The following is a 21,321-nucleotide window of genomic DNA, read 5'->3' as shown; positions in this document are numbered from 1 at the left end:
AGGGGCGTGACGGGTGATTTTCAGACTGCCAACGGTCTCAACCCCCCGCGATGAGGGTCGGCAGTCGGAAAATCACCCAGCCCCCGGAGCGGCCACCCCCGGAGCCGCCCCCGGCACCCACCCACCCTCCCGAGAGCCCCCCGACCACCCCAGAACCCCCCACCTCGCCGACAATGGACCCATGTCGGGATCCGCACCAACCCTCACCGCCCCCACCTGGCTCACCACCACCGTCACCGCCACCCACGGCGAAAAGGGCCGCCAGTGGCTCGCCGCCCTGCCGGCCACGGCCACCTCCCACCTGACCCGCTGGAACCTCACCCTCGAACGCACCCTGGACCCTGGCGGCAGCCTCAGCCTGATCGTCTACGTCCACCGCGACGACCTCTCCCCCGCCGTCCTCAAGGCCGGCCTGGTCACCCCCGAGACCGCCCACGAGCACACCGCCCTCACCCACTGGGCCGGCCGCGGCGCCGTGCTCCTCCTGGACGCCGACCCCGCCGAGGGCGTCCTGCTGCTGGAGCGCCTGCACGGCTCGATCCCGCTGCGTTCCCTCGCCGAGCCCAAGGCCATGCTGGAGGCCACCAGCCTGCTGCACCGCCTCTGGGTGGAGCCGCCCGCCGGGGCCGTCCTGCCCACGCTCGCCGACCGGGTCGCGGACACCGCCGCCCGTCTCGAAGGCCACCGCGCCCACCCCGTCGCGGCCGCCGCGCAGCCCCTCGCCGACGAGGCGCTGGCCACCGCCGAAGCCCTGGCCGGCGACGCGGCCGAAACCTTCCTGCTGCACGGCGACTTCCACCACGGCAACGTCCTCGCCGCCGACCGCGCCCCCTGGCTGGCGATCGACCCCCGCCCACTGACCGGCGAACGCGCCTACGACCTGGCCCGGCTCGCCCTGGACCGCGCGGACACCCTGATCGGCTCCCCCGGCGCCCCCGCCGCCGTCCGCCGCCGGCTCCACCAACTCGCCGAGGCCGTCGACGTCGACCGGGACCGCCTGCGCGGCTGGACCCTCTTCCGCGCCGTCGACCTGGCTCTGCGCGCCCTGACCACGGGCCGCCGCGAAGACGCCGAACTCCACCTGGAGTTCGCCGGCCACCTCTGAACAGAGCCCGGAACCCGGAACAGAAAAACCCGGAACCCGAGCGCGGCTAGAGCCGCCGCAACGGCAGCCCCGCCCCCATCACCGCGTACAACCGGTCCGTCGCCGGGAAGCGCACCGCACGGGCCAGGTCCTGGTACCCCAGCGCCCGGTAGAGCCGCCGGGCCGGCGTCTCCGCGTCGATCGCCGACAGGATGCTGCGCTCCAGCCCCGACCCCTCGCACAGGAGCCGGATCAACCGCGAGCCCACGCCCTGCCCCTGGAACTCCGGCAGCACGTGCAGTTCGGTGATCGCGAACACCCCGTCCAGCCAGTCCCCGTACCCCCGGGAGGTCAGGTACGGCTCGATGACGGTGCTCCACCAGTGCTCCCGCTGGTTCGGCATCCCGTACCCGAACCCGACCAGCCGCCCCTCGCTCATCGCCCCGAACGCGATCACCCCGGGCTGGCGGGCGTGCCGCCCCACGATGTGCAGCCGTACCGCGACCTCCTCGGGCGTGAGCCCGAACGCCACCGCCTGGACCTCCAGCGCCTGGGGCGCCCAGGCCTCAAGGTCGATGGCCTCGATCGTCACCCCGGTCAGCTGATCCATGCTCCGGACGTTACTACCAGCCGCCCCGCGGCGCGGCCGAAGATCCCAACCCGACAACCGGCGGAAGAGCGGCGAACCGCGCCACAACGCCGCCCTGCCCCCGAACACGCTCAGAACAGCACGCTCATGAACGCCCCGACCTCCCGGAACCCCACCCGCCGGTAAGCCGCCCGCGCCCGCAGGTTGTAGTCGTTGACGTACAGCGAGACCACCGGCGCCACCTCCCGCAGCGCGACCTCCAGCACCGCCGCCATCCCGGTCTCGGACAGTCCCTGGCCCCGGTACTCCGGCGCCACCCAGACCCCCTGGATCTGGCAGGCCCCCTCGGTCACCGCCCCGACCTCGGCCTTGAAGACCACCTGTCCGTCCTCGGCGAAGCGCGCGAACGACCGCCCGCCGGTGACGAGTTCGGCCACCCGGGCCTGGTAGAGCAGCCCGCCGTCCCCCGCCAGCGGCGAGACTCCGACCTCCTCGGTGAACATCGCCACGCAGGCGGGCATCAGCGCCTCCACCTCGCTGTGCCGCACCCTCCGCACCAGCGGGTCGGGCGCGATCTCCGCCGACGGCGAGGAGGTCGCCAACAGCGGCTGGTGGCCCCGGACTTCACGTGCCGGTCCCCAACTCCGCTCCAGCAGTGCCCAGAAGGCGGCGGTCGCCCCGGCCGGTCCGACGATCGAGGAGCAGCGCCGGCCCTGCCGCCGGGCCCGCTCCGCGAAGGCCGCGACGGCCTGCGGCCCGGCGTTGACCAGGACGAGGTTCGCCCCGGCGTAGCAGAGGGCGTCGAGGACGCCGTCCCCGCCGTACCAGCCCCACATCTCCCCGCCGAGCCGCCACGGGTCCAGCCCGACGGCCTCGACCCGGGTGGCGACGAAGGCGTTGGCGACCGGGTCGCGGTGGAGGATCTCCAGCGCGTCCGCGAGGTCCGGCGGTTCCAGCACACGGGTGGTGGCCAGCGCCCGGGCGGCCTGGAAGGAGCTGGGGAGCATCACACCTCGATCGATCATCGAGACAGCACCTCACTGAGACGACTCTGGCCGCACCCTACTCCGCGGCCCCACCCGGCTACGGCCGCGGGGCCGCCCGCGAACGGACGGCCCCGCCTCCGGAAGACTCACTGCGGTCGCGTCCGGACCGCCCGGCGGTCACCCGCGGTCGCCCCGCGCCGTGACCGCCCCGTGGTCAGTCCGCGGCGACGACGGTCGGCGAACCGGCCTCGACGCCCTCTTCCTGCATCTGCTCGGCGAGCTTGAGCGCCTCCTCGATCAGGGTCTCGACGATCTTCGACTCGGGGACGGTCTTGATCACCTGCCCCTTGACGAAGATCTGCCCCTTGCCGTTGCCGGAGGCGACCCCGAGGTCGGCCTCGCGGGCCTCGCCCGGCCCGTTCACCACGCAGCCCATGACGGCGACCCGCAGCGGCACCTCCATGCCCTCCAGCCCGGCGGTGACCTCCTCCGCGAGCTTGTAGACGTCGACCTGGGCGCGGCCGCAGGACGGGCAGGAGACGATCTCCAGCCCGCGCTGGCGCAGCCCGAGCGACTCCAGGATCTGGTTGCCGACCTTGATCTCCTCGGCCGGCGGGGCCGACAGCGAGACCCGGATGGTGTCGCCGATGCCCTCGGCGAGCAGCGCACCGAAGGCGACCGCGGACTTGATGGTGCCCTGGAAGGCCGGTCCGGCCTCGGTGACGCCCAGGTGCAGCGGGTAGTCGCAGGCGGCGGCGAGCTGACGGTAGGCCTGGATCATCACGACCGGGTCGTTGTGCTTGACCGAGATCTTGATGTCGCGGAAGTCGTGCTCCTCGAACAGCGAGCACTCCCACAGCGCGGACTCGACCAGCGCCTCCGGGGTGGCCTTGCCGTACTTCTCCAGCAGCCGCTTGTCGAGCGAGCCGGCGTTGACGCCGATCCGGATCGGCACCCCGGCGTCCTTGGCGGCCTTGGCGATCTCGCCGACCTTGTCGTCGAAGGCCTTGATGTTGCCGGGGTTGACGCGCACCGCCGCACAGCCGGCGTCGATCGCGGCGAAGACGTACTTCGGCTGGAAGTGGATGTCGGCGATGACCGGGATCTGCGACTTCTTGGCGATGATCGGCAGCGCGTCGGCGTCGTCCTGGGAGGGGACGGCGACGCGGACGATCTGGCAGCCGGACGCGGTGAGCTGGGCGATCTGCTGCAGCGTGGCGTTGATGTCCGAGGTGACCGTGGTGGTCATGGACTGGACCGAGACGGGGGCGTCGCCGCCGACCGGCACGTTGCCGACCATGATCTGCCGGGAGTAGCGGCGCTTGGCGAGCGGCTTGAGCGGCAGGGACGGAATACCGAGCGAGATCGCGGTCATGTGCGCAGGGTTCCCCGGGGTTGAGGTGTGGGTCGACCGCCCGGCCGTTGGGACGGCCGAGGCCGGGCGCGCGGACTATCGCGCACCCGGCCTCCACGGTACGGCACGGTCCGGGCGCCCAGCACACCCGCCGTACCCGAACGCCCTAGCCGATCTTCACCGGGTTCACCAGGTCGGCCACCATCACCAGCAGGGTGAAGCCGATGAAGATGCTGGCCACGACGTACGCGACCGGCATCAGCTTGGCGACGTCGAACGGGCCCGGATCGGGCCGCCGGAACAGCTGTGCGAAGCGGCGCCGGACCGACTCCCAGACCGCGCCGGCGATGTGGCCGCCGTCCAGCGGCAGCAGCGGCAGCATGTTGAACAGGAAGAGCGACAGGTTGATGCCGGCCAGCAGGTTCACGAAGATCGCGACCCGCTGGGCGGCCGACTCGTGCAGCGAGAACACCTCGCCGCTGACCCGGGCGGCGCCGACCATGCCGATCGGCGAGTCCGGGTCGCGCGGGGCATTGCCCACGACGGCGTCCCACAGACCGGGGATCTTGCCCGGGAGGGCGGCCAGCGACTTCACCCCGTTCTCGGCCATGTCGTACATCCGGTCGACCGACTGCCCGAAGCCGAGCTGGACGGTGTCGCTCTTCGGAGTGAAGCCGAGGAACCCGGCCTGGACGGTCTGGCCCTTCACCGGCACGCCGTTGCCGTCGTACTTCTGCACGTCGTTGACGGCGATGGTGGGCGTGAAGGTGAGCCGCTGACCGCCGCGCTCCACGACGATCGCCACCTGCTTGCCGGCCGACTTCCGGATGTCCGCCTGGAGCTGGTCGTAGTCGCGGATCCGGTCGCCGTCGAAGGAGAGCACCTTGTCGCCCTGGCGCAGGCCCACCTCGTTGGCCGGGGTCGGGGGCGCGTCCGTGGGGCAGGTGTCGGTGGGCTGCCCGGCCTTGACCACGCACTGGGCGACCGAGCCGATGGTCGGCACCGCCATGGAGACGCCGAAGCCCATCATCACCGTCAGGAACAGCCCGAATGCCAGGACCAGGTTCATGAACGGCCCGGCGAACATGACGATGACCCGCTTCCAGGGCTTGCGGGTGTAGAACAGCCGGTTCTCGTCGCCCTCCTGGAGCTCCTCGTAGGAGGCCTCACGGGCATCCTCGATCATGGTCCGCCAGGGCGAACTGCTGCGCTTGGTGATCCGGCCGTCCTCGCCCGGCGGGAACATCCCGATCATCCGGATGTACCCGCCGAACGGGATCGCCTTGATGCCGTACTCGGTCTCACCCTTCCGGCGCGACCAGATGGTCGGGCCGAAGCCGACCATGTACTGCGGCACCCGGATGCCGAACAGTTTGGCCGTGGAGAGGTGGCCGAGCTCGTGCCAGGCGATCGAGACGAGCAGCCCGACCACGAAGACCAGGATGCCGACCACCGTCAAAACCGTTGCCACCGCTGGTCCTCCGTCATGCCGCTCCGCTCATCGTCTCGTCGTACCGCACGCCGTGTCGTGCCGCGATCCCCGTCGTACCGGGCACCGCCGCCGCAATCGCGGGCCGTCAGCCCGCCGTCAGCCCGCCGCCAGCTCGCGGGCCCGGGCGCGCGCCCAGTCCTCCGCGTGCAGGACGTCCTCGACGGTCAGGGAAGTTCCCGAACCAGGAGTCCCATGCTCCGCCACGACCTTGGCAACAGTGTCCACGATCCCGGTGAAGGCGAGGCGGCCCTTCAGGAAGGCCTCCACGCACTCCTCGTTCGCGGCATTGAACACCGCCGGAGCCGTTCCGCCCAGAGTGCCCACCTCACGGGCCAGCTCCACGGCCGGGAACGCCTCGTCGTCCAGCGGGAAGAACTCCCAGGTCGCCGCCTTGGTCCAGTCACAGCCGGGAGCGGCCTCCGGCACCCGGTCCGGCCAGCCCAGACCCAGCGCGATCGGCATCCGCATGTCCGGCGGGCTGGCCTGCGCCAGCGTCGAACCGTCGGTGAACTCCACCATCGAGTGCACCACCGACTGCGGATGGACCACGACCTCGATCCGGTCGAAGGGCACGTCGTACAGCAGGTGCGCCTCGATCACCTCCAGGCCCTTGTTGACCAGCGTCGCCGAGTTGATCGTGACGACCGGGCCCATCGCCCAGGTCGGGTGCGCCAGCGCTTCCTGCGGGGTCACCCCGGCCAGCTGCTCCCGGGTCCGGGTCCGGAACGGGCCGCCGCTCGCCGTCACCACCAGCTTGCGGACCTCCGCCCGGGTGCCGCCGGCCAGCGCCTGGAACAGCGCCGCGTGCTCGGAGTCCACCGGCACGATCTGGCCCGGCTTCGCCACCGCCTTCACCAGCGGACCGCCGACGATCAGGGACTCCTTGTTGGCCAGCACCAGCACCCGGCCCGCCCGCAGCGCGGCCAGCGTCGGCCGCAGGCCGATCGAACCGGTGATGCCGTTCAGCACCGAGTGGCACTCCAGCGCGGCCAGCTCGGTCGCCGCGTCCGGGCCCACCAGCACGGCCGGCAGCGCACGCCCCGCCGCCTTCGCCGCCAGCGCCTCGCGCAGCGCCGGCCCGGCCGCCGGATCGGCCACCGCCACGGTGTGCACGCCCAGCCGCAGCGCCTGCTCCGCCAGCAGCTCCACCCGGCCGCCGGCCGCCGACAGGGCGACCACCCGGAACCGGTCCGGGTTGCGGAGCACGACGTCGATGGCCTGGGTGCCGATCGAACCGGTGGAACCGAGGATCACCAGCTCCCGGGGGCCGGAAGGGTCCGCCACGGTGGGCGTGAAGCGCAGCTGCGGGTGGGCGAGCGAAGTCATGCGCCCATTGTGTCCTGTCCGAGACCTCGCCCAGGACGACCGGGCACCGCCCGGGCTACCGTCGAAGCCATGCGTACCGTCATCGCCGGAGGCCACGGACAGATCGCGCTGAAGCTCGAACGGCTGCTCGCCGACCGCGGCGACCGACCGGCCGGGATCATCCGCCGCCCCGAACAGGCCCAGGACCTCGTCGACGCCGGCGCCGAGCCGCTGCTGCTCGACCTGGAGTCCGCCACCGCCCCGCAGCTCGCCGCCCTGCTCGCCGACACCGACGCCGTGGTCTTCGCGGCCGGCGCCGGCCCGGGCAGCGGCGCCGCCCGCAAGATCACCGTCGACCGCGACGCGGCCGTCCTGCTCGCCGACGCCGCCGAACTCGCCGGGGTCCGGCGCTACCTGATGGTCTCCTCGATGGGCGCCGACGCGGCCGCCCACTACCCCGCCGACCAGGTCTTCGAGACCTACCTGCGAGCCAAGGGCGCCGCCGACGACGCCATCCGCGCCCGCACCTCACTCGAATGGACGGTGCTGCGCCCCGGGCAGCTCACCGACGGCCCCGGCGGCGGCCTGGTCCGGCTCGCCCCCTCGGTCGGCCGCGGCACGGTCGACCGGGCCGACGTGGCCGCCGTGCTGGCCGCGCTGCTGCACGAGCCCGGCACCGCCGGGCAGACCCTGGAGCTGATCGCCGGGAACGCCACCATCACGGAGGCCGTCGCCGTCGCGGCCGGGCACGACGGCTGACCACACGCCGGAGGGCCCGGTCCAGCACGGACCGGGCCCTCCGTCGGTCAGGCGCTCAGAGGTCGAGGCCGGTCAGGACCATGACCTTCTCGACGGTGTAGTCGCCCATCGCGTACTTGACGCCCTCACGGCCGACACCGGAGTCCTTGACGCCGCCGTACGGCATCTGGTCGGCCCGGTAGGACGGCGCGTCGCCGATGATCACACCGCCGACCTCCAGCTCCCGGTGGGCCCGGAAGGCGGTCTGCAGGTCGTGGGTGAACACGCCCGCCTGGAGGCCGAACGGCGAGTCGTTGACGGCCGCGAAGGCCTCCTCCACGCCCTCCACCCGGTGCAGCGACAGCACCGGGCCGAACACCTCGGCCTTGGCCAGGATCGCGTCGGCCGGCAGCTCCGCCAGCACGGTCGGCGCGTAGGTCGCGCCCTCGCGGGTCCCACCGGCGAGCACCTTGGCGCCCTTGGCGACCGCGTCGTCCACCCAGGACTCCACCCGCTTCGCGGCGTTCTCGTCGACCAGCGGGCCGACGTCCGTCGCGTCGTCGTTCGGGTCACCGGTGACCTGCGCCCCGACCTTGGCCACGACCTTCTCCACCAGCGCGTCGTACACCGACGCGTCGGCGATCACCCGCTGCACCGAGATGCAGGACTGGCCGCCCTGGTAGTTGGCGAACATCGCGATCCGGGTCGCCGCCCAGTCCAGGTCGGCCTCCGAGGACCAGTCGGCGAGCACCACGGCCGCGGCGTTGCCGCCCAGCTCCAGGGTGGTGTGCTTGCGCGGCACCGAGTCCATGATCTGGTAGCCGACCTTGTCCGAACCGGTGAAGGAGATCACCGGCACCCGGGCGTCCTGCACCAGGGCCGGCATCCGGTCGTTCGGCACGGTCAGGATCGACCAGGAACCGACCGGCAGGTCCGTCTCGGCCAGGATCTCGCCCAGCACCATCGCCGACAGCGGGGTCGCCGGCGCCGGCTTGAGGATGATCGGGGCACCGACCGCGATCGCCGGGGCGACCTTGTGGGCGACCAGGTTCAGCGGGAAGTTGAACGGGGCGATCCCCAGCACCACACCGCGCGGGAAGCGGCGCACCACCGCGAAACGGCCCACGCCGCCCGGGTCGGTGTCCAGCCGCATCGTCTCGCCGTTGGTGCGGCGCGCCTCCTCGGCGGCCCAGCGGAAGACCGACACCGCCCGGCCGACCTCACCGCGGGCCCACTTGATCGGCTTGCCGTTCTCGGCGGTGATCAGCTGGGCGAGCTCCTCGGTGCGCTCGGTCAGCCGCTTGGCCACGTGGTCCAGGGCGGCGGCCCGCTGGTGCGCCGGAGTGGCGGCGAACACCGGCAGCGCGGCCACGGCGGCGTCCAGCGCCTCCTCGACCTGCGCCTCGGTCGGAACGCTGACCTTGCCGACCAGACGGCCGTCCCAGCTGTTGTGCACCTCGAAGTCGGCGTCACCGCTCGCCCGGCGGCCGGCAAGCCAGAAATCGTACGTGGTGGTCACGGTGGTACCGGCCCTCTCCTCGTCGTCGTACGGCCCACGGGCGTGGGACCCGAAACCCGAGAGTAGGGGCGACGGCGGGCCGACCGGATTGGCCGACCAGGAGTGTTCCGCCCCGGGGCCACTCCACCGCGTCCAGCCGGCCGTCCTACTCCTCGCCCGAGCGCAGCGCCAGCCACAGCTCCATCCGCACGTCCGTGTCGTCCAGCGAACGGCCCAGCAGCTCCTCGACCCGCCGCATCCGGTACCGCAGCGTGTGCCGGTGCACCCCCAGGTCCGCCGCCGCCGCGTCCCACTGCCCGTGCCGGGACAACCACGCCCGCAACGAGGCCACCAGGTCACCGCGGGCCGTCCGGTCGTGCTCGCGCAACGGCCGCAGCAGCCCCTCCGCGAACGCCGTCACCGCCTCCTCCCCGAGCAGCGGCAGCAGCGAACCCGCGCCGACCTCCTCGTGGTCCACCGAACGACGGCCACCCCGCAGCGCCACCGCCAGCGCCCGCTCCGCCTGGGCGTACGCCGTACCGGCCTCCTCCAGCGCGGCCGGCGCCGAAACACCCAGCGACAGGCCCTCGTGCTCCTCCACCACGCCCAGACAGGCCCGGTGCACCGCGCCGTTGTCCAGCGCCAACACCATCAGCCGCGGCCCGTGCGCCCCCTCCTCCCGCGCCACCAGCAGCTTCTCGCCCACCCGGGCACCCGCCTGCTCGGCCCGGTCCCCCAGCTCCACCAGCGCCTCCGCGGCGTCCGCGTTCGGCCCCGCCCCGGCCACCAGAACCCGTATCGTCCCCTCCGGCATCCCGCCGAACAGCCCCAGCGCCACCTGCCGGGCCGTCGCCACCTCACCCGCCAGCACCATCCGCAGCAGCGCCGCGCCCATCCGCTCCTCGGCCTGCCGCAGCTCGCGCGACCGCTCCAGGGTGAGCGTCAGCAACGCCACCGCCGCGTTCAGCACGTACCGCTCGGTCGGCGTGATCCGGTCCTCGGTCCCGACCGCCAGGAAGCCCCGGGCCCGCCGGTCCGCCCCCAGCGACTGGACCACCACGTAGTCCTCGTCCGCCGTGTCTATCCCCGGCGACCGCCCCTGCAAGGCCGCACTCGACGGCGCCGGCCGCCGCCGCAGCCGGTCCACCTCCGCCGCCAGCCGCCCCGCCCGGCGCGCCGCCCAGTCCGGCGCCACCACCGACAGCGCGCCCGACCCGTCGTACAGCGCCGCCCAGCCCCCCAGCCGGGCCGCCAGCCGACGCACCACCGCCGTCGTGCCGTCCTTGCCCAGCGCCGCCCGGGTCAGCTCCTCCTGCGCCTCGAAACTGGTCGTCACCGCCTCGTACTGCTCCGCGGCCAGCGCCGCCGACACCACCTTGCTGATCGCGATGAACGGCGTCGGCTCCGGCACCCGCAGCAACGGCAGCCCCCGCTGCTGCGCCGCGTCCACCAGCGGCTGCGGCACCTCGGTGTGCGACAACCCCACCCCCAGACCCAGCCCGACCACCCCCGCATCGGCCAGCCGGTGCACGTACGCCTGCAGCTGCGCCGCCGTACGGCCCAGCTTGATACCGGTGGTGAGCAACAGCTCGCCACCCTCCAGGAACGGCGTCGGGTCGTCCAGCTCACTGGTGTGCACCCAGCGGACCGGCCGCTCCAGGTGGTCCGCACCGGCGAGCACCGTCAAGTGGAGCGAACTGTTGCGGACGACGGAGGCGAGTGTGGGGGGCATGGCACCTTCGGGGGGTCGACCTGACCGCGCCGTTGCGGCCGGGCGAGGAGAGGGCAGTGGGACTGGTGAGGGTCACTCCCCTTCATTATGGACGCCCCGGACAACCGGCACTGCCGAATCCACCTCGGAGGCGACTTCCCTCCCGCCCCGCCGGCTCACCCCCGCAGGTCCACCAGCAACGGCGGCACCTGCTCCCCCGACACCGCCGTCAACGACACCACCGCGTGCCCGGCCGGCAACGCGTGCGCCAGATCCGACGGCGACCACCGCAGCCGCTCCACATCCCGCGTCGTCACCGACTCCGTCTGCGCCGTCGTCCCCGACAACGCCTTCCGCCCCAACCGCCCGGCCCGCCGCATCACCCCGCCGGAGGTGTCGGGGGTGTGGGTCACCGCGGTCTCCTGCACCAGGTGCGTCCCCCAGGCCTCCGAGAACAGCCGTCCGTCCCACGGCGCGATCCCGGGGAAGGCCACCCGGCAGCCGACCGCGCCGAACAGCGGTGCCCGCAACGCCTCCGGCAGGTCCACCAGGGTGCGCAGCAGCAGCACCGCACCCGCGTTCGCCCCGCGCATCCGCTGCAGGCCCCGGACGGAACCGGCGTCCAGTGCGGCCGAGGCGTCATCCACCACCAGTCCCGCGAACAGCGAGCGGTCCGCACGCGCCCCGGCCGCCTGCACGAACTGCCCCACCACCAGCCGCGACAGCATCCGGGCCACCTCCGGGTGACTGCGCTCCGGCAGCTTCACCCGCACCCGCAACGGGTGGTCCAGCACCCGCATCGCGAACGGCGGACGGCCCGTCCCGTCCGTCGCGAAGGCCCCCTCGAAGGCGGGCCGCTCCAACAGCCCCAGCCGGTCCGCCAACAGCGACCCCGGATCGTCCGCCCGGCCGCGCTGCCGCTCCCGGTACTCCAGGTCCCGCTCGTACGCGGCCAGCCGGCCCGCCACCCCCAGCGCCTTCACCAACGCCGCCAGCGCGTCCGGGTCACCACCCAGCAGCGCCCGCAGCTCGCGCACCCCCGGGTAGCGGCCGAACGCGGCGTGGAACGGGCCCACCACCTGCTGCAGCGCCGTCCGCGCGTTCTCCGCCCGCGCGGTCAGCTCGTCCGGCAGCAGCGCGTCGGCCAGCCGGGCCGCGGCCTCGTCCGGGTCCCGCGCCGCACCGTAGAGGTCCAGCCCGTACACCGAGGCCGGGTCGCCGGGCGCGATCACCACGTCGTACCAGGCGTCCGGGCCGAGGTCGGCGTCCGAGGCGCCGACCACCACCGCGCACGCGGTACCGGCCAGCGCCTGCAGGCACAGCGCCTCCGCCACCGGCCGGGCCAGCCGCGCCGTCTTCCCCGTCCCGGCCGGGCCCACCGCCAGCAGCGAGGTGCCCAGCACCGCCGGGTCCAGCGCGAAGTCCGCCGCCCGGTGGCTCAACGGGTTCTTCGGCACGTCCTGCGCCACACCGAGGCAGACCTGGCCGAGCAGCAGATCGTGCCGCCGCACCCGCCCGGGCAGCTCACGCACCTCGGACGGGTGGGCGAAGGCCGCCGCGCCACGGGCGGCCACCTGCTCGGTGAAGGCGGGCACGAACGCCGGGTCCGCCTGCGCGGACTCCCAGGCCCGCTGGATCCGCACGTAGTCGACGTCGCCGACCGCCTCCGCGTCCAGCCGCGCCGCCGCCTCGACCGCCCCGCCCCGGCGCAGCCCCTCCCACGGGTCCACCCCGCGGGCCGCCTCCGCCACCGGCCCGGCCTCCTCGACGGGGTCCTCCTGAGTCACCGTCCGCGACAGCAGCGGGGCGACGTAGCGGCGCCAGACCTCGGGCCAGCGGCCCATCCGGCCGAAGATCTTGATGACCACGCCGATCACCAGGGCGTTGGCCACCAGCAGAGTGAACATGGCCTCGGACTCGGAGGGCGAGGCGAGCGGTCCGATGCCCGTCTGTCCGCCGAACCAGACGAGCACGTACATCAGGAGCTGCGTGCCGTAGAGGTACGCGAACCACCCCACCACCGCGTTGAGCGCCGCCCGCAGCAGCAGCGGCCAGGTCGGGACCCGGGCCGCCTCCGCCCGTTCCGGGTCGATGCGGCGGTAGCCGAGCCGGTAGACGCCAGGTTCGGCCTCAGGGCGCGGGGCGGTGGCCCAGGCGGCGAGGTCGAAGGCCCCGCCGGGTGCTGTGGCGGGCCGTTGGTGGGGCAGGGGGGTCGGGGGTCTGGTGGTGGTGTGTTCGACGTGGTGGTGTGACCCGTCCTGTGCCATGTACGGCCCCGCTCCCTCGCCCGCCCGGCCCGACCGCCGTCGGTGCCGCCATACCCATGCCGCCGTACCGGCGACACGCCCGCGCTCAGGGTAGTGGAGCGGGGTCTGCGGGTAGTCGTGGCGCCCGTGCTGGCCGTGCCGGACAAGTCGGACGGCGCAGTGCTACCGAGTGGCGCATGCCCGGTCGGGGAGGGCGGCCGTAGCCTGCGAAGCACCGAGCCGAGAAGTCTGGAGATACCCCATGAGCGCCGTAACGCCGCTCCCGCAGGAGCGCCGTCTGGTCACCGCGATCCCGGGTCCGAAGTCGCAGGAGCTGCAGGCCCGCAAGCTGGGTGCGGTGGCGGCCGGCGTCGGCACCACCCTGCCGGTGTACATCACCCGTGCCAACGGCGGCGTCCTGGAGGACGTGGACGGCAACTCGCTGATCGACTTCGGTTCCGGCATCGCCGTGACCAACGTCGGCAACAGCGCCGAGGCCGTGGTGGCCAAGGCCAGCGAGCAGCTGGCCGCCTTCACCCACACCTGCTTCATGGTGACCCCGTACGAGGGTTACGTGGCCGTCGCCGAGCAGCTGAACGAGCTGACCCCGGGTGACCACGAGAAGCGCACGGCGCTGTTCAACTCGGGCGCCGAGGCGGTCGAGAACGCGGTGAAGATCGCCCGTGCCTACACCAAGCGCACCGCCGTCGTGGTGTTCGACCACGGCTACCACGGCCGCACCAACCTGACCATGGGCCTGACGGCGAAGAACATGCCGTACAAGCAGGGCTTCGGTCCGTTCGCCCCGGAGATCCACCGGGTGCCGGTCGCCTACCCGTACCGCTGGCTGACCGGCGCGGAGAACTGCGCCGCCGAGGCCGCCGCGCAGGCGATCGACATGATCAACAAGCAGATCGGCGCGGAGAACGTCGCCGCGATCATCATCGAGCCGATCCAGGGCGAGGGCGGCTTCATCGAGCCGGCCAAGGGCTTCCTGCCGGCCATCGTGGAGTACGCGAAGGCGAACGGGATCGTGTTCGTCGCCGACGAGATCCAGACCGGTTTCTGCCGGACCGGCCAGTGGTTCGCGTGTGAGGACGAGGGCATCGTCCCGGACCTGATCACCACCGCCAAGGGCATCGCCGGCGGCCTGCCGCTGGCCGCGGTGACCGGTCGCGCCGAGATCATGGACGCCGCGCACGCGGGCGGCCTGGGCGGCACCTACGGCGGCAACCCGGTGGCGTGCGCCGCCGCGCTGGGCGCCATCGAGACCATGAAGGAGCAGGACCTCGTCGGCAAGGCGCAGCGGATCGGCGAGATCATGCTGGGCCGGCTGCGCTCGATGCAGGAGAAGTTCGACATCATCGGTGAGGTCCGCGGCCGCGGCGCGATGGTCGCCGTCGAGCTGGTGAAGGCGGGCGGCAAGGAGGCGAACGCGGAGGCCACCGCGGCGATCGCCAAGGCGTGCCACGCCGAGGGCCTGGTCGTGCTGACCGCCGGCACCTACGGCAACGTACTGCGCTTCCTGCCGCCGCTGGTCATGCCGGAGCACCTGCTGACCGAGGGCCTGGACATCCTGGAGGCCGCGTTCGCCGCCGTCTGAGCGGTGTCGTCCACCAGGTCGTGAAACCCCCTCCGGAGGGATGTCCGGACAGCGCTGAACGGCCCGTGGGGACCTCTGGTCCTCGCGGGCCGTTCGGTTTCGCCGGGGCCCTCCGGGGCCCGTTCGCACGGCCGTCCGGGGCGTCCGGAGGCGGTCCCGGGCGGGGTGAAGATGATGTGCGGAATCGCTGAAGGCGCTCGGCGCGGAAGGGTGGTTGACGTAGTGTCATCACAGATGGACAGCGAGCCCCAGCCATTGGCGGAGCCGTCCGCGGAGCCTCCCCGAGGGGTGGGTCCGCGCGGGCGTCGCGAGGACAACCAGGCCGTCCCGCAAGGGCCGGCACACACCGAAGGCCGATCGACCGACCGTCCGACCCACACCCCCCGGGGCGCACGGAACGGCGATCATCAGAGCCGCCCCGGAGCTCTCCCCCCTGCTCCGGGGCGGCTGTCCGCTGTCCCGGGCCGGGTGGCCCGGTCGGTGGTGGTGCCGGTGGTGGCGGCGGTGCTGCTGCTGGTGGTGTCCTGGCAGGTGGCGGTGGACGGGCCGCTGCTCGGCTTGGACCGTTCGGTCCGCGCGGCCGTCCGGTCCTTCCACCACGAGCATCCGAGCGCCCTGCTCGACCAGCTGGGCCGGCTGTTGTCGGACCTGGGCGGCGGGGTGCCGGCCGTGCCGGTGCTGCTGGCGGCCGGGGGCCTGGCCGCCTGGTGGTGGCGCCGGGCGGGGGCGGCGCGCTGGTGGCTGCCGTTGCCGGTGGCCGCGGCGACCGCGGTGCTGATCCCGCTGCTGGTGGTCCCAGCGAAGGCGGCGTTCGCCCGGCTGGGCCCGCTCGGGGACCGGCTGGCACCGGGGCAGTGGGGTTGGTACCCGTCCGGGCACACCGCGACGGCGACGTTCTCCTACGGTGTGGCGGCGCTGCTGCTGACGCGGGCGGCGGGGCGGTGGACGGCCCGGGGGCTGGCCGCGGGCGCGGTGGTGCTGGCGCTCGGGGTGGGCGCGGGGCTGGTGTGGAGCGACTACCACTGGGTGCTGGACGTGGTGGCCAGCTGGTGCCTGGCCGCCCTGGTGCTGTGGGCGCTCGACCGGTGGCTGCCCCGGCCGGGCGCCTGAGGGCTTCAGGCCTCGGTGGCGGTTTCCCCGTTGGTGCCCTCCCCGGTGGCGTCCCCCTCGGGGGCGTCCTCCTCGTTGCGGTGGACGAGGCCGGCCTCGCCGTTGTCGCGGTGCCACGCGACGACGAGTTCGTCGCGGGCGCCGAAGCGGACGAGGTGGCGGCCGACGACGTCCTCCAGGGTGGGCAGGTCCTCGCGCTCGCCCTCGACGGTGAGCAGCAGCGCGTCCGGCTGGGCCTCCAGGGTGGCGGTGCCGGCGCGGAAGACCAGGGTGCCGCGGCCGGTCTCCGGGGAGAAGGAGGTCTCGATCCGTCGGCTCATGTGGGCGGCGAGCTGCTTGGCGTAGCGGGCGGGGCGGTCGGTGGCGACGCGGGCGGTGGAAACGGGCATGGGTGCTCCAAGGACGCGGAGGGGACTTAGGGTGCCCTCACCTGGGAGCACCGTAACGTAGATGCTGAGCTAAGCTCAACATATTTCTCCGAGCACTTCCCACGGTCGGCCGCCCGCCCGGAACGGCCGATACGCTTGGGCCGACGCCAGCCGAGGAGACCTCCGATGACCACCACGCCGACCGACGATCCGGCTGACTCCTCCCCCGGTCCCCGGCCCGACGCCCCCGGCACCGCCGCCGAACTCGCAGACGCGATGACCAGGGCGATCAAGCGGATCCGCCGACAGACCGGCTGGCGGCTGGAGCCGTACGGCATCACCCCCGGCCAGGCCCGGGCCCTGCGCACGCTCGCCCATGTGCCCGGCTGCGAGACGCCGGACCACGCGATGCGGCTGAGCGACCTCGCCGACCAGCTGCACATCGCCCCGCGCTCGGCCACCACGGTGGTCGACGCGCTGGAGGAGGCCGGCCTGGTCGAGCGCCGCCCCGACCCGGCGGACCGGCGGGCCGTACGGATCCTGCTGACCGAGGCCGGGCGCGCGGCGGTGGAGCGGATCGGGCAGGTCCGGGACGAGGTGGCGCAGGAGTACTTCGGCGAGGTCAGCCCCGGGGACGAGGAGGTGCTGCTGCGAGTGCTGCGCGCGGCCGAGGCCCGCTTCCTCGCGGCCGGGCCGCCGGCGCGGACGGCGCCCCCGGGCGCAGCGCGGTGATCCCGATCCCGGCGATCACCAGCAGGGCCGCCGCGGCGGCCGCCGGGGTGACCCGCTCGCCGAGCAGCAGCCAGGCCGAGGACATCCCGAACACCGGCACCAGCAGCGAGTAGGGGGCGACGGCGGTGGCGTCGTAGCGGCGCAGCAGGTAGCTCCAGGCGACGAAGCCGAACAGGGTGGAGAGCAGCCCGACGTAGCCGATCACGCCGAGCCCGCCGAGGGTCATCCCGCGCAGCGCGCGCAGGTCCGCGTCCGGGCCCTCGACCAGCAGGGACAGGCCCAGCAGCGGCAGCGGCGGGACGGCGCTGACCCAGACCATCCAGCGCAGCGCGTCCGGCGGTGCGGCCTTGCGGGTGAGCACGTTGGACAGGCCCCAGGCGACGGCCGCCAGCACCACCAGCACGAAGGCCTCGAACGGGCCGCCCAGGCCCTGGTCGGCGGCGCTCAGGGCGATGCCCGCGAAGGCCAGCGCCAGGCCGAGCAGTCGCCGTCGGCCGGGGCGCTCGCGCAGCAGGACGGCGGCGAACACCGCGGTGAAGCCGGCCTGGCCCTGGAGCACCAGGGAGGAGAGGCCGGCCGGCATCCCGGCGTGCATGCCGAGGAAGAGCAGCCCGAACTTGACCACCCCGAGGACCAGGCCGACCGCCAGCACCCAGCGCCAGGCCACCTTGGGCGGGCCGACGAAGAAGACCGCCGGCACGGCGACCACGGCGAACCGCAGGGCGCAGAAGAGCAGCGGCGGGAAGCTGTCCAGGCCGACGTGGATGAGGACGAAGTTGAGGCCCCAGACGGCGGCCACCAGGACGGCCAGGGCGATGTGACGGGGGCGCATGGTCGAGCCGGCCGGAGCGGCGGGTGTCGCGGTCATGGGTCGAGCATGGCGGCGCGGGAACGTGTAGCACCAGCGATGATTACTGAAGCGGACACTTTAGTATCACTGCATGATGGATCTCGGGCGCCTGCGGGCGCTGCACGCGGTGGCGGTGCACGGCTCGGTCGGCGGGGCGGCGATCGCGCTCGGGTTCACGCCTTCGGCGGTCTCCCAGCAGATCGCCAAGCTGGAGCGGGAGACCCGCACGGTGCTGCTGGAGCGCCAGGGCCGGGGTGTGGTGCTGACCGACGCGGCGCGGGAGCTGGCCGCCACCGCGCGGACCGTCCTGGGGCTGGTGGAGCAGGCCGAGGTGCGGCTGGAGGAACAGCGCGGCCGGGCGGTCGGGCGGCTGCTGGTGGCCTCCTTCGCGACCGGGGCGCGCGGGCTGATGCCCGGGGTACTGGCCGAACTGCGGCAGCGCTGCCCGGAGCTGGACGTACGGCTGCTGGAGAGCGACCCGTACCCGGCGGCGGAGCTGGTGGCGCGCGGTGAAGTGGACCTGGCGCTGGTCCAGGACTGGCCGACCGTACCGCTGCCGGTGCAGGAGGGGGTCTCCCGGCTGGACCTCGGGACGGACCCGGTGGACCTGGTGCTGCCCGCCGGGGACGAGCTGGCGGCGCTGGACGCGGTGCCGGTGGAGCGGCTGTGCGGACAGCGCTGGATCAGCGTCCCGCCGGGCAACATCTGCCACGACTGGCTGGTCCGCACCCTGCGCGAGGCCGGTGAGGAGCCGGACGTGCTCTACCAGGTCGGCGACTTCGAGACCCAGATCGCCCTGGTCGCGGCCGGACTGGGGATGGCCGTGGTGCCCCGGCTCGGCCGGGGCCCGCTGCCGGCCGGGGTGGCGGCCCGCCCGGTCGCCTCGCAGCCGAGCCGGCGGGTGTTCGCACTCTGGCGCTCCCAGGCCTCCCGGCGGCCGGCGATCACCGAGGCACTGGCGGCGATGCGGGACTGCTGGAGCTCCCTGCCGGTCTAGGCCCTGGTCGGCCGATCTGCCGGACAGGGCCTAGTTGGCCAGGCCGATGACCAGCCACATGAAGCCGACCCCGGCGAGGGTGCACAGCAGGGTGCTGCGCGAAGGGTGCGGGCTGTGCGCCTCGGGGAGGATGTCCGAGGTCGCCAGGTAGAGCAGGAAGCCGGAGAAGAAGCCCAGGTAGAGGCCGAGCAGGTGCTCCGGGATGGTGAAGGCCAGGGTGATCGCGGCGCCGGAGATCGGGGCCAGCGCGTCGGCCGCGAGCAGGGTCAGCGCCCGGCGCCGGTTGTTCCCGTACAGCCGGGTGATCGTGTACGTGTTGAAGCCGTCGGCGAAGTCGTGCGCGACCACCGCGATGGCCACCACGGTGCCGACGGTGCTGCCGGCCTGGAAGGCGGCGCCGATCGCGAAGCCGTCCATCACGCTGTGCCCGACCAGGGCCAGCGCGGCGGTCAGGCCGACGCCCTGGCGTCCGGAGCCGTGGGCGTGGCCGTGCTGGTGGCCGTGGGTGTGCTCGGCGTACTCGCCCTCGTGGCCGCGGTGGATGGCGACGGCGCGCTCGATCACGTGGATGGCGAGGAAGCCGCCCGCGAACATCAGCAGCGCCTGGGGCACGCCGTGCACCTCGCCGGGCGCCTGGTGGATGGCCTCGGGCAGCAGGTCGAAGGCGACCACTCCGAGCATCAGTCCGGCGGCGAAGCCGAGTACCAGGTGGCGGCGGTCGCCGGTGCGCTGGGCGACGAAGCCGCCGATCAGCGTCATCAGGAACGCCCCGGCGGCAACCAGGACGGCGGTCATCGGGCCGCCTCCGCCGTCGGGTCGGCCGGTCCGGTCGGGTCTGCCGGTCCGGCCGGACGGCCGGGGCCGCCGTGTGGTCTGCCGAGCGCTCTGCCCATTCCTCTCCCCCTGGGGTCCGCCCGTGGCCGGGCCGACCGCCGACCGTACCGGACGCCCGTTCGATGCTGATCGCCCGGGGGTGCCGCTGACCGGACCGTTCCTCGGCCGCCGTCCCGCCGACCCGGTCCCCTCAGCCTTGGTCCGGGTACGGAGGGACGCCCGCCGGGTGGGCCGTCGGGGTGAAATCCGTGGTCGGAGTGGATGGGAGTCGATCGGAGTCGATCGGCGTGGATCGGAGCAGGCCTCAGCGGGTCGGGGCCGGTCAGCGGCCGGCGGCGAGCGGCAGGCCGAGGTGGGTGCGGGCGAGTTCGCGGACGCCGTCGCCGTCGATCAGGTGGATGTGCCGGTGGCTCTCCTCGGCGGTGAGGTCCAGCGCCTCCTCGGCGAAGCAGCCGGTGGTCAGCCGCAGGCCGCGCTCGGCGGACTCCTCGCGGACCGCCTCGGCCAGGGTCTCGATCTGCTCCACGGTGACCTCCGCAGTGTCCCGGGAGGCCCAGACCACCCAGCGGCCCGGCAGCGCGCTACCCGGTCCGCCCTCCCCGGTGGCGACCAGCCCGGCCGGACCGCGCAGCCGTACGCTCCACTCGGCGAGCCCGCCCCGGGTGAGCAGGTCGCGCACCAGCTGGGCGAACTCGTTGGCGGACAGGTCGGGCGCGGCCGGGACGGTGGCGCCCGCCCGGGCGAACGGCTGGACGGCGGCCCGGGCGTACGGGTCCGGGGTGACGGCGGCACCGAGCTGGCGCAGGCGGACCAGGGCCTCGTCCCGCTCGGCGTCGGCGTAGACGCCCTCGTCGTCGCGTTCCTCGTACGGGGTCTCCGGCGGCAGCAGTCGGGTGCGGGCCAGCGCGTCGCGGTCGGCGTCCACGCTGAGCAGGCAGAGCGGCTCGGCCGCCCCGGGATCGCGCAGCCAGCCGTTGAGGACGACACCGGCGAGTATCTCGTCGGTGTCCACGGCGTCGGCGGCCTGCAGGGAGCGCAGGGCGAGCCGGGCGACCAGCCGCAGGTAGTCGGTGGCCCGGTCCGCGGGCGGGCGCGGCACCGGGTGGATGTCGCCCTCGGGGGCCAGCCGGTAGCCGGTGAGCGAGGGCACCAGGTCGAGCGGGGGCAGGTCGAGGTCCAGCACGGCGGTGCGGGTGAGCGGGCGGAAGATCGCCCGGCAGGGGGCCGGCAGGTCCTGGGTCGCCGTCTCGGCGGCGGCCAGCGCCCGTTCCAGCAGCGACTCCACGGCGGCCGGCTCGGCCAGCCGGTAGGCGCGCCGGCACTCCTCCAGGCTCTCGTTGTACTCGCGCACGGCGCGGGCCCGGGCCTCCTCGGCCGCCTCGTGGGCGCGCCGGGACTCCCCGGCGGCCGGGCTGCCGGCCTCGGCCCGGCGGGTGCGCCACTCGCGCAGGGCGCGCTGGTGGGTGAGCCGGGCCTGGGCGAGTTCGCGCTGGTAGCCGGAGTCCAGCAGGCGGCGGGACGGGCCGCTCTCCGGGTCGGCGGCGGCCGGCCCGGCGGGGGCGAAGTCCTCCCAGCGGGGCTCGGTCCCCTCGGCGCCGTCCGGGCCGTCGGCCGGGTAGGGGCGGGGCTCGTAGTGGCGCAGCTGGCTCTCGAAGTCCATCGCCGAGACGGGCAGGGCGGCCCGCCGCAGCAGGTCGGCCAGCCGGTCGTGTTCGGCCTGGACGGTGAGCGTTCGGTGGTGGGTGAGGGCGGCGGCTCGGGCGTGGGCCGCGACGGCCTCGTCGGGGTCGGCGAAGCCGGGGCCCGGGCCCCGGCTTCGCCGAC

Annotated in this window: 18 protein-coding genes; 6 read left to right on the top strand and 12 right to left on the bottom strand. The window is 74.0% G+C overall.

The window, feature by feature from the left end; translation table 11 throughout:
* The first annotated feature begins 181 nt into the window (after positions 1-181).
* A complete protein-coding gene (locus BG452_RS09840; RefSeq protein ID WP_188303838.1) occupies positions 182-1,105 on the top strand; it encodes an aminoglycoside phosphotransferase family protein in 924 nt (307 codons plus the stop codon).
* A gap of 46 nt (positions 1,106-1,151) precedes the next feature.
* Here BG452_RS09840 and BG452_RS09835 read toward each other — a convergent pair whose 3' ends face one another.
* The 5 genes from BG452_RS09835 to dxr form a co-directional block, all read right to left on the bottom strand.
* Entirely contained in the window at positions 1,152-1,694 is a 543-nt protein-coding gene (locus BG452_RS09835; RefSeq protein WP_188303837.1) for a GNAT family N-acetyltransferase, read from the bottom strand.
* A 110-nt stretch (positions 1,695-1,804) separates the two neighbouring features.
* The gene (locus BG452_RS09830; protein WP_188303841.1) at positions 1,805-2,680 is read right to left on the bottom strand and encodes a GNAT family N-acetyltransferase; all 876 of its coding nucleotides are present in this window, start codon (positions 2,678-2,680) and stop codon (positions 1,805-1,807) included.
* Positions 2,681-2,873: 193 nt separating this feature from the next.
* The gene (gene ispG / locus BG452_RS09825; protein ID WP_188303836.1) at positions 2,874-4,034 is read right to left on the bottom strand and encodes a flavodoxin-dependent (E)-4-hydroxy-3-methylbut-2-enyl-diphosphate synthase; all 1,161 of its coding nucleotides are present in this window, start codon (positions 4,032-4,034) and stop codon (positions 2,874-2,876) included.
* A gap of 145 nt (positions 4,035-4,179) precedes the next feature.
* Positions 4,180-5,484 (bottom strand): M50 family metallopeptidase, encoded by a 1,305-nt coding sequence (locus BG452_RS09820; protein ID WP_188303835.1) that lies wholly within the window; start codon positions 5,482-5,484, stop codon positions 4,180-4,182.
* Positions 5,485-5,601: 117 nt separating this feature from the next.
* Positions 5,602-6,831, bottom strand: a complete 1,230-nt coding sequence (dxr, locus tag BG452_RS09815; RefSeq protein ID WP_188303834.1) for a 1-deoxy-D-xylulose-5-phosphate reductoisomerase — start codon at positions 6,829-6,831, stop codon at positions 5,602-5,604.
* A 69-nt stretch (positions 6,832-6,900) separates the two neighbouring features.
* Between dxr and BG452_RS09810 the strand changes: the two genes are divergently transcribed.
* Complete coding sequence (locus BG452_RS09810) at positions 6,901-7,569, top strand: NAD(P)-binding oxidoreductase (RefSeq protein ID WP_188303833.1); 669 nt, start codon at positions 6,901-6,903, stop codon at positions 7,567-7,569.
* A gap of 55 nt (positions 7,570-7,624) precedes the next feature.
* Here BG452_RS09810 and BG452_RS09805 read toward each other — a convergent pair whose 3' ends face one another.
* The 3 genes from BG452_RS09805 to BG452_RS46975 form a co-directional block, all read right to left on the bottom strand.
* Complete coding sequence (locus tag BG452_RS09805) at positions 7,625-9,067, bottom strand: aldehyde dehydrogenase family protein (RefSeq protein WP_188303832.1); 1,443 nt, start codon at positions 9,065-9,067, stop codon at positions 7,625-7,627.
* Between the two features lie 145 nt (positions 9,068-9,212).
* Entirely contained in the window at positions 9,213-10,778 is a 1,566-nt protein-coding gene (locus BG452_RS09800) for a PucR family transcriptional regulator (RefSeq protein ID WP_188303831.1), read from the bottom strand.
* 155 nt (positions 10,779-10,933) lie between these two features.
* On the bottom strand, positions 10,934-13,024 hold the full coding sequence (locus BG452_RS46975; RefSeq protein ID WP_188303830.1) for an ATP-binding protein: 2,091 nt from the start codon (positions 13,022-13,024) through the stop codon (positions 10,934-10,936).
* A 241-nt stretch (positions 13,025-13,265) separates the two neighbouring features.
* On the opposite strand from BG452_RS46975, the gene gabT reads away from it, so the two are divergent.
* A complete protein-coding gene (gene gabT, locus BG452_RS09790; RefSeq protein ID WP_188303829.1) occupies positions 13,266-14,606 on the top strand; it encodes a 4-aminobutyrate--2-oxoglutarate transaminase in 1,341 nt (446 codons plus the stop codon).
* A 468-nt stretch (positions 14,607-15,074) separates the two neighbouring features.
* A complete protein-coding gene (locus tag BG452_RS09785) occupies positions 15,075-15,716 on the top strand; it encodes a phosphatase PAP2 family protein (RefSeq protein ID WP_188303828.1) in 642 nt (213 codons plus the stop codon).
* Positions 15,717-15,721: 5 nt separating this feature from the next.
* Here BG452_RS09785 and BG452_RS09780 read toward each other — a convergent pair whose 3' ends face one another.
* On the bottom strand, positions 15,722-16,105 hold the full coding sequence (locus BG452_RS09780) for a DUF2218 domain-containing protein (protein WP_188303827.1): 384 nt from the start codon (positions 16,103-16,105) through the stop codon (positions 15,722-15,724).
* A gap of 165 nt (positions 16,106-16,270) precedes the next feature.
* Here BG452_RS09780 and BG452_RS09775 point away from each other — a divergent pair, with 165 nt between their 5' ends.
* Positions 16,271-16,816 (top strand): MarR family winged helix-turn-helix transcriptional regulator, encoded by a 546-nt coding sequence (locus BG452_RS09775; RefSeq protein ID WP_223241996.1) that lies wholly within the window; start codon positions 16,271-16,273, stop codon positions 16,814-16,816.
* On the opposite strand, the gene BG452_RS09770 is transcribed toward BG452_RS09775, so the two are convergent.
* A complete protein-coding gene (locus BG452_RS09770) occupies positions 16,707-17,648 on the bottom strand; it encodes an EamA family transporter (RefSeq protein WP_188303840.1) in 942 nt (313 codons plus the stop codon). The two genes, BG452_RS09775 and BG452_RS09770, sit on opposite strands and share 110 nt — an antisense overlap.
* A 109-nt stretch (positions 17,649-17,757) precedes the next feature.
* Here BG452_RS09770 and BG452_RS09765 point away from each other — a divergent pair, with 109 nt between their 5' ends.
* Complete coding sequence (locus BG452_RS09765) at positions 17,758-18,663, top strand: LysR family transcriptional regulator (RefSeq protein WP_188303826.1); 906 nt, start codon at positions 17,758-17,760, stop codon at positions 18,661-18,663.
* A gap of 30 nt (positions 18,664-18,693) precedes the next feature.
* On the opposite strand, the gene BG452_RS09760 is transcribed toward BG452_RS09765, so the two are convergent.
* Both BG452_RS09760 and BG452_RS46970 read right to left on the bottom strand, forming a co-directional pair.
* Positions 18,694-19,458 (bottom strand): ZIP family metal transporter, encoded by a 765-nt coding sequence (locus BG452_RS09760; protein ID WP_188303825.1) that lies wholly within the window; start codon positions 19,456-19,458, stop codon positions 18,694-18,696.
* 361 nt (positions 19,459-19,819) lie between these two features.
* Positions 19,820-21,321 (bottom strand): restriction endonuclease (locus tag BG452_RS46970; RefSeq protein ID WP_188303824.1); only part of this gene is annotated, 1,502 nt, incomplete at its 5' end.

This window comes from Streptomyces sp. CBMA123, from assembly GCF_014596465.1.
In the GTDB taxonomy this organism is placed as follows: domain Bacteria; phylum Actinomycetota; class Actinomycetes; order Streptomycetales; family Streptomycetaceae; genus Kitasatospora.
The sequence above is the reverse complement of the archived record's forward strand: the minus strand, read 5'-3'. Positions and strand labels throughout refer to the sequence as shown.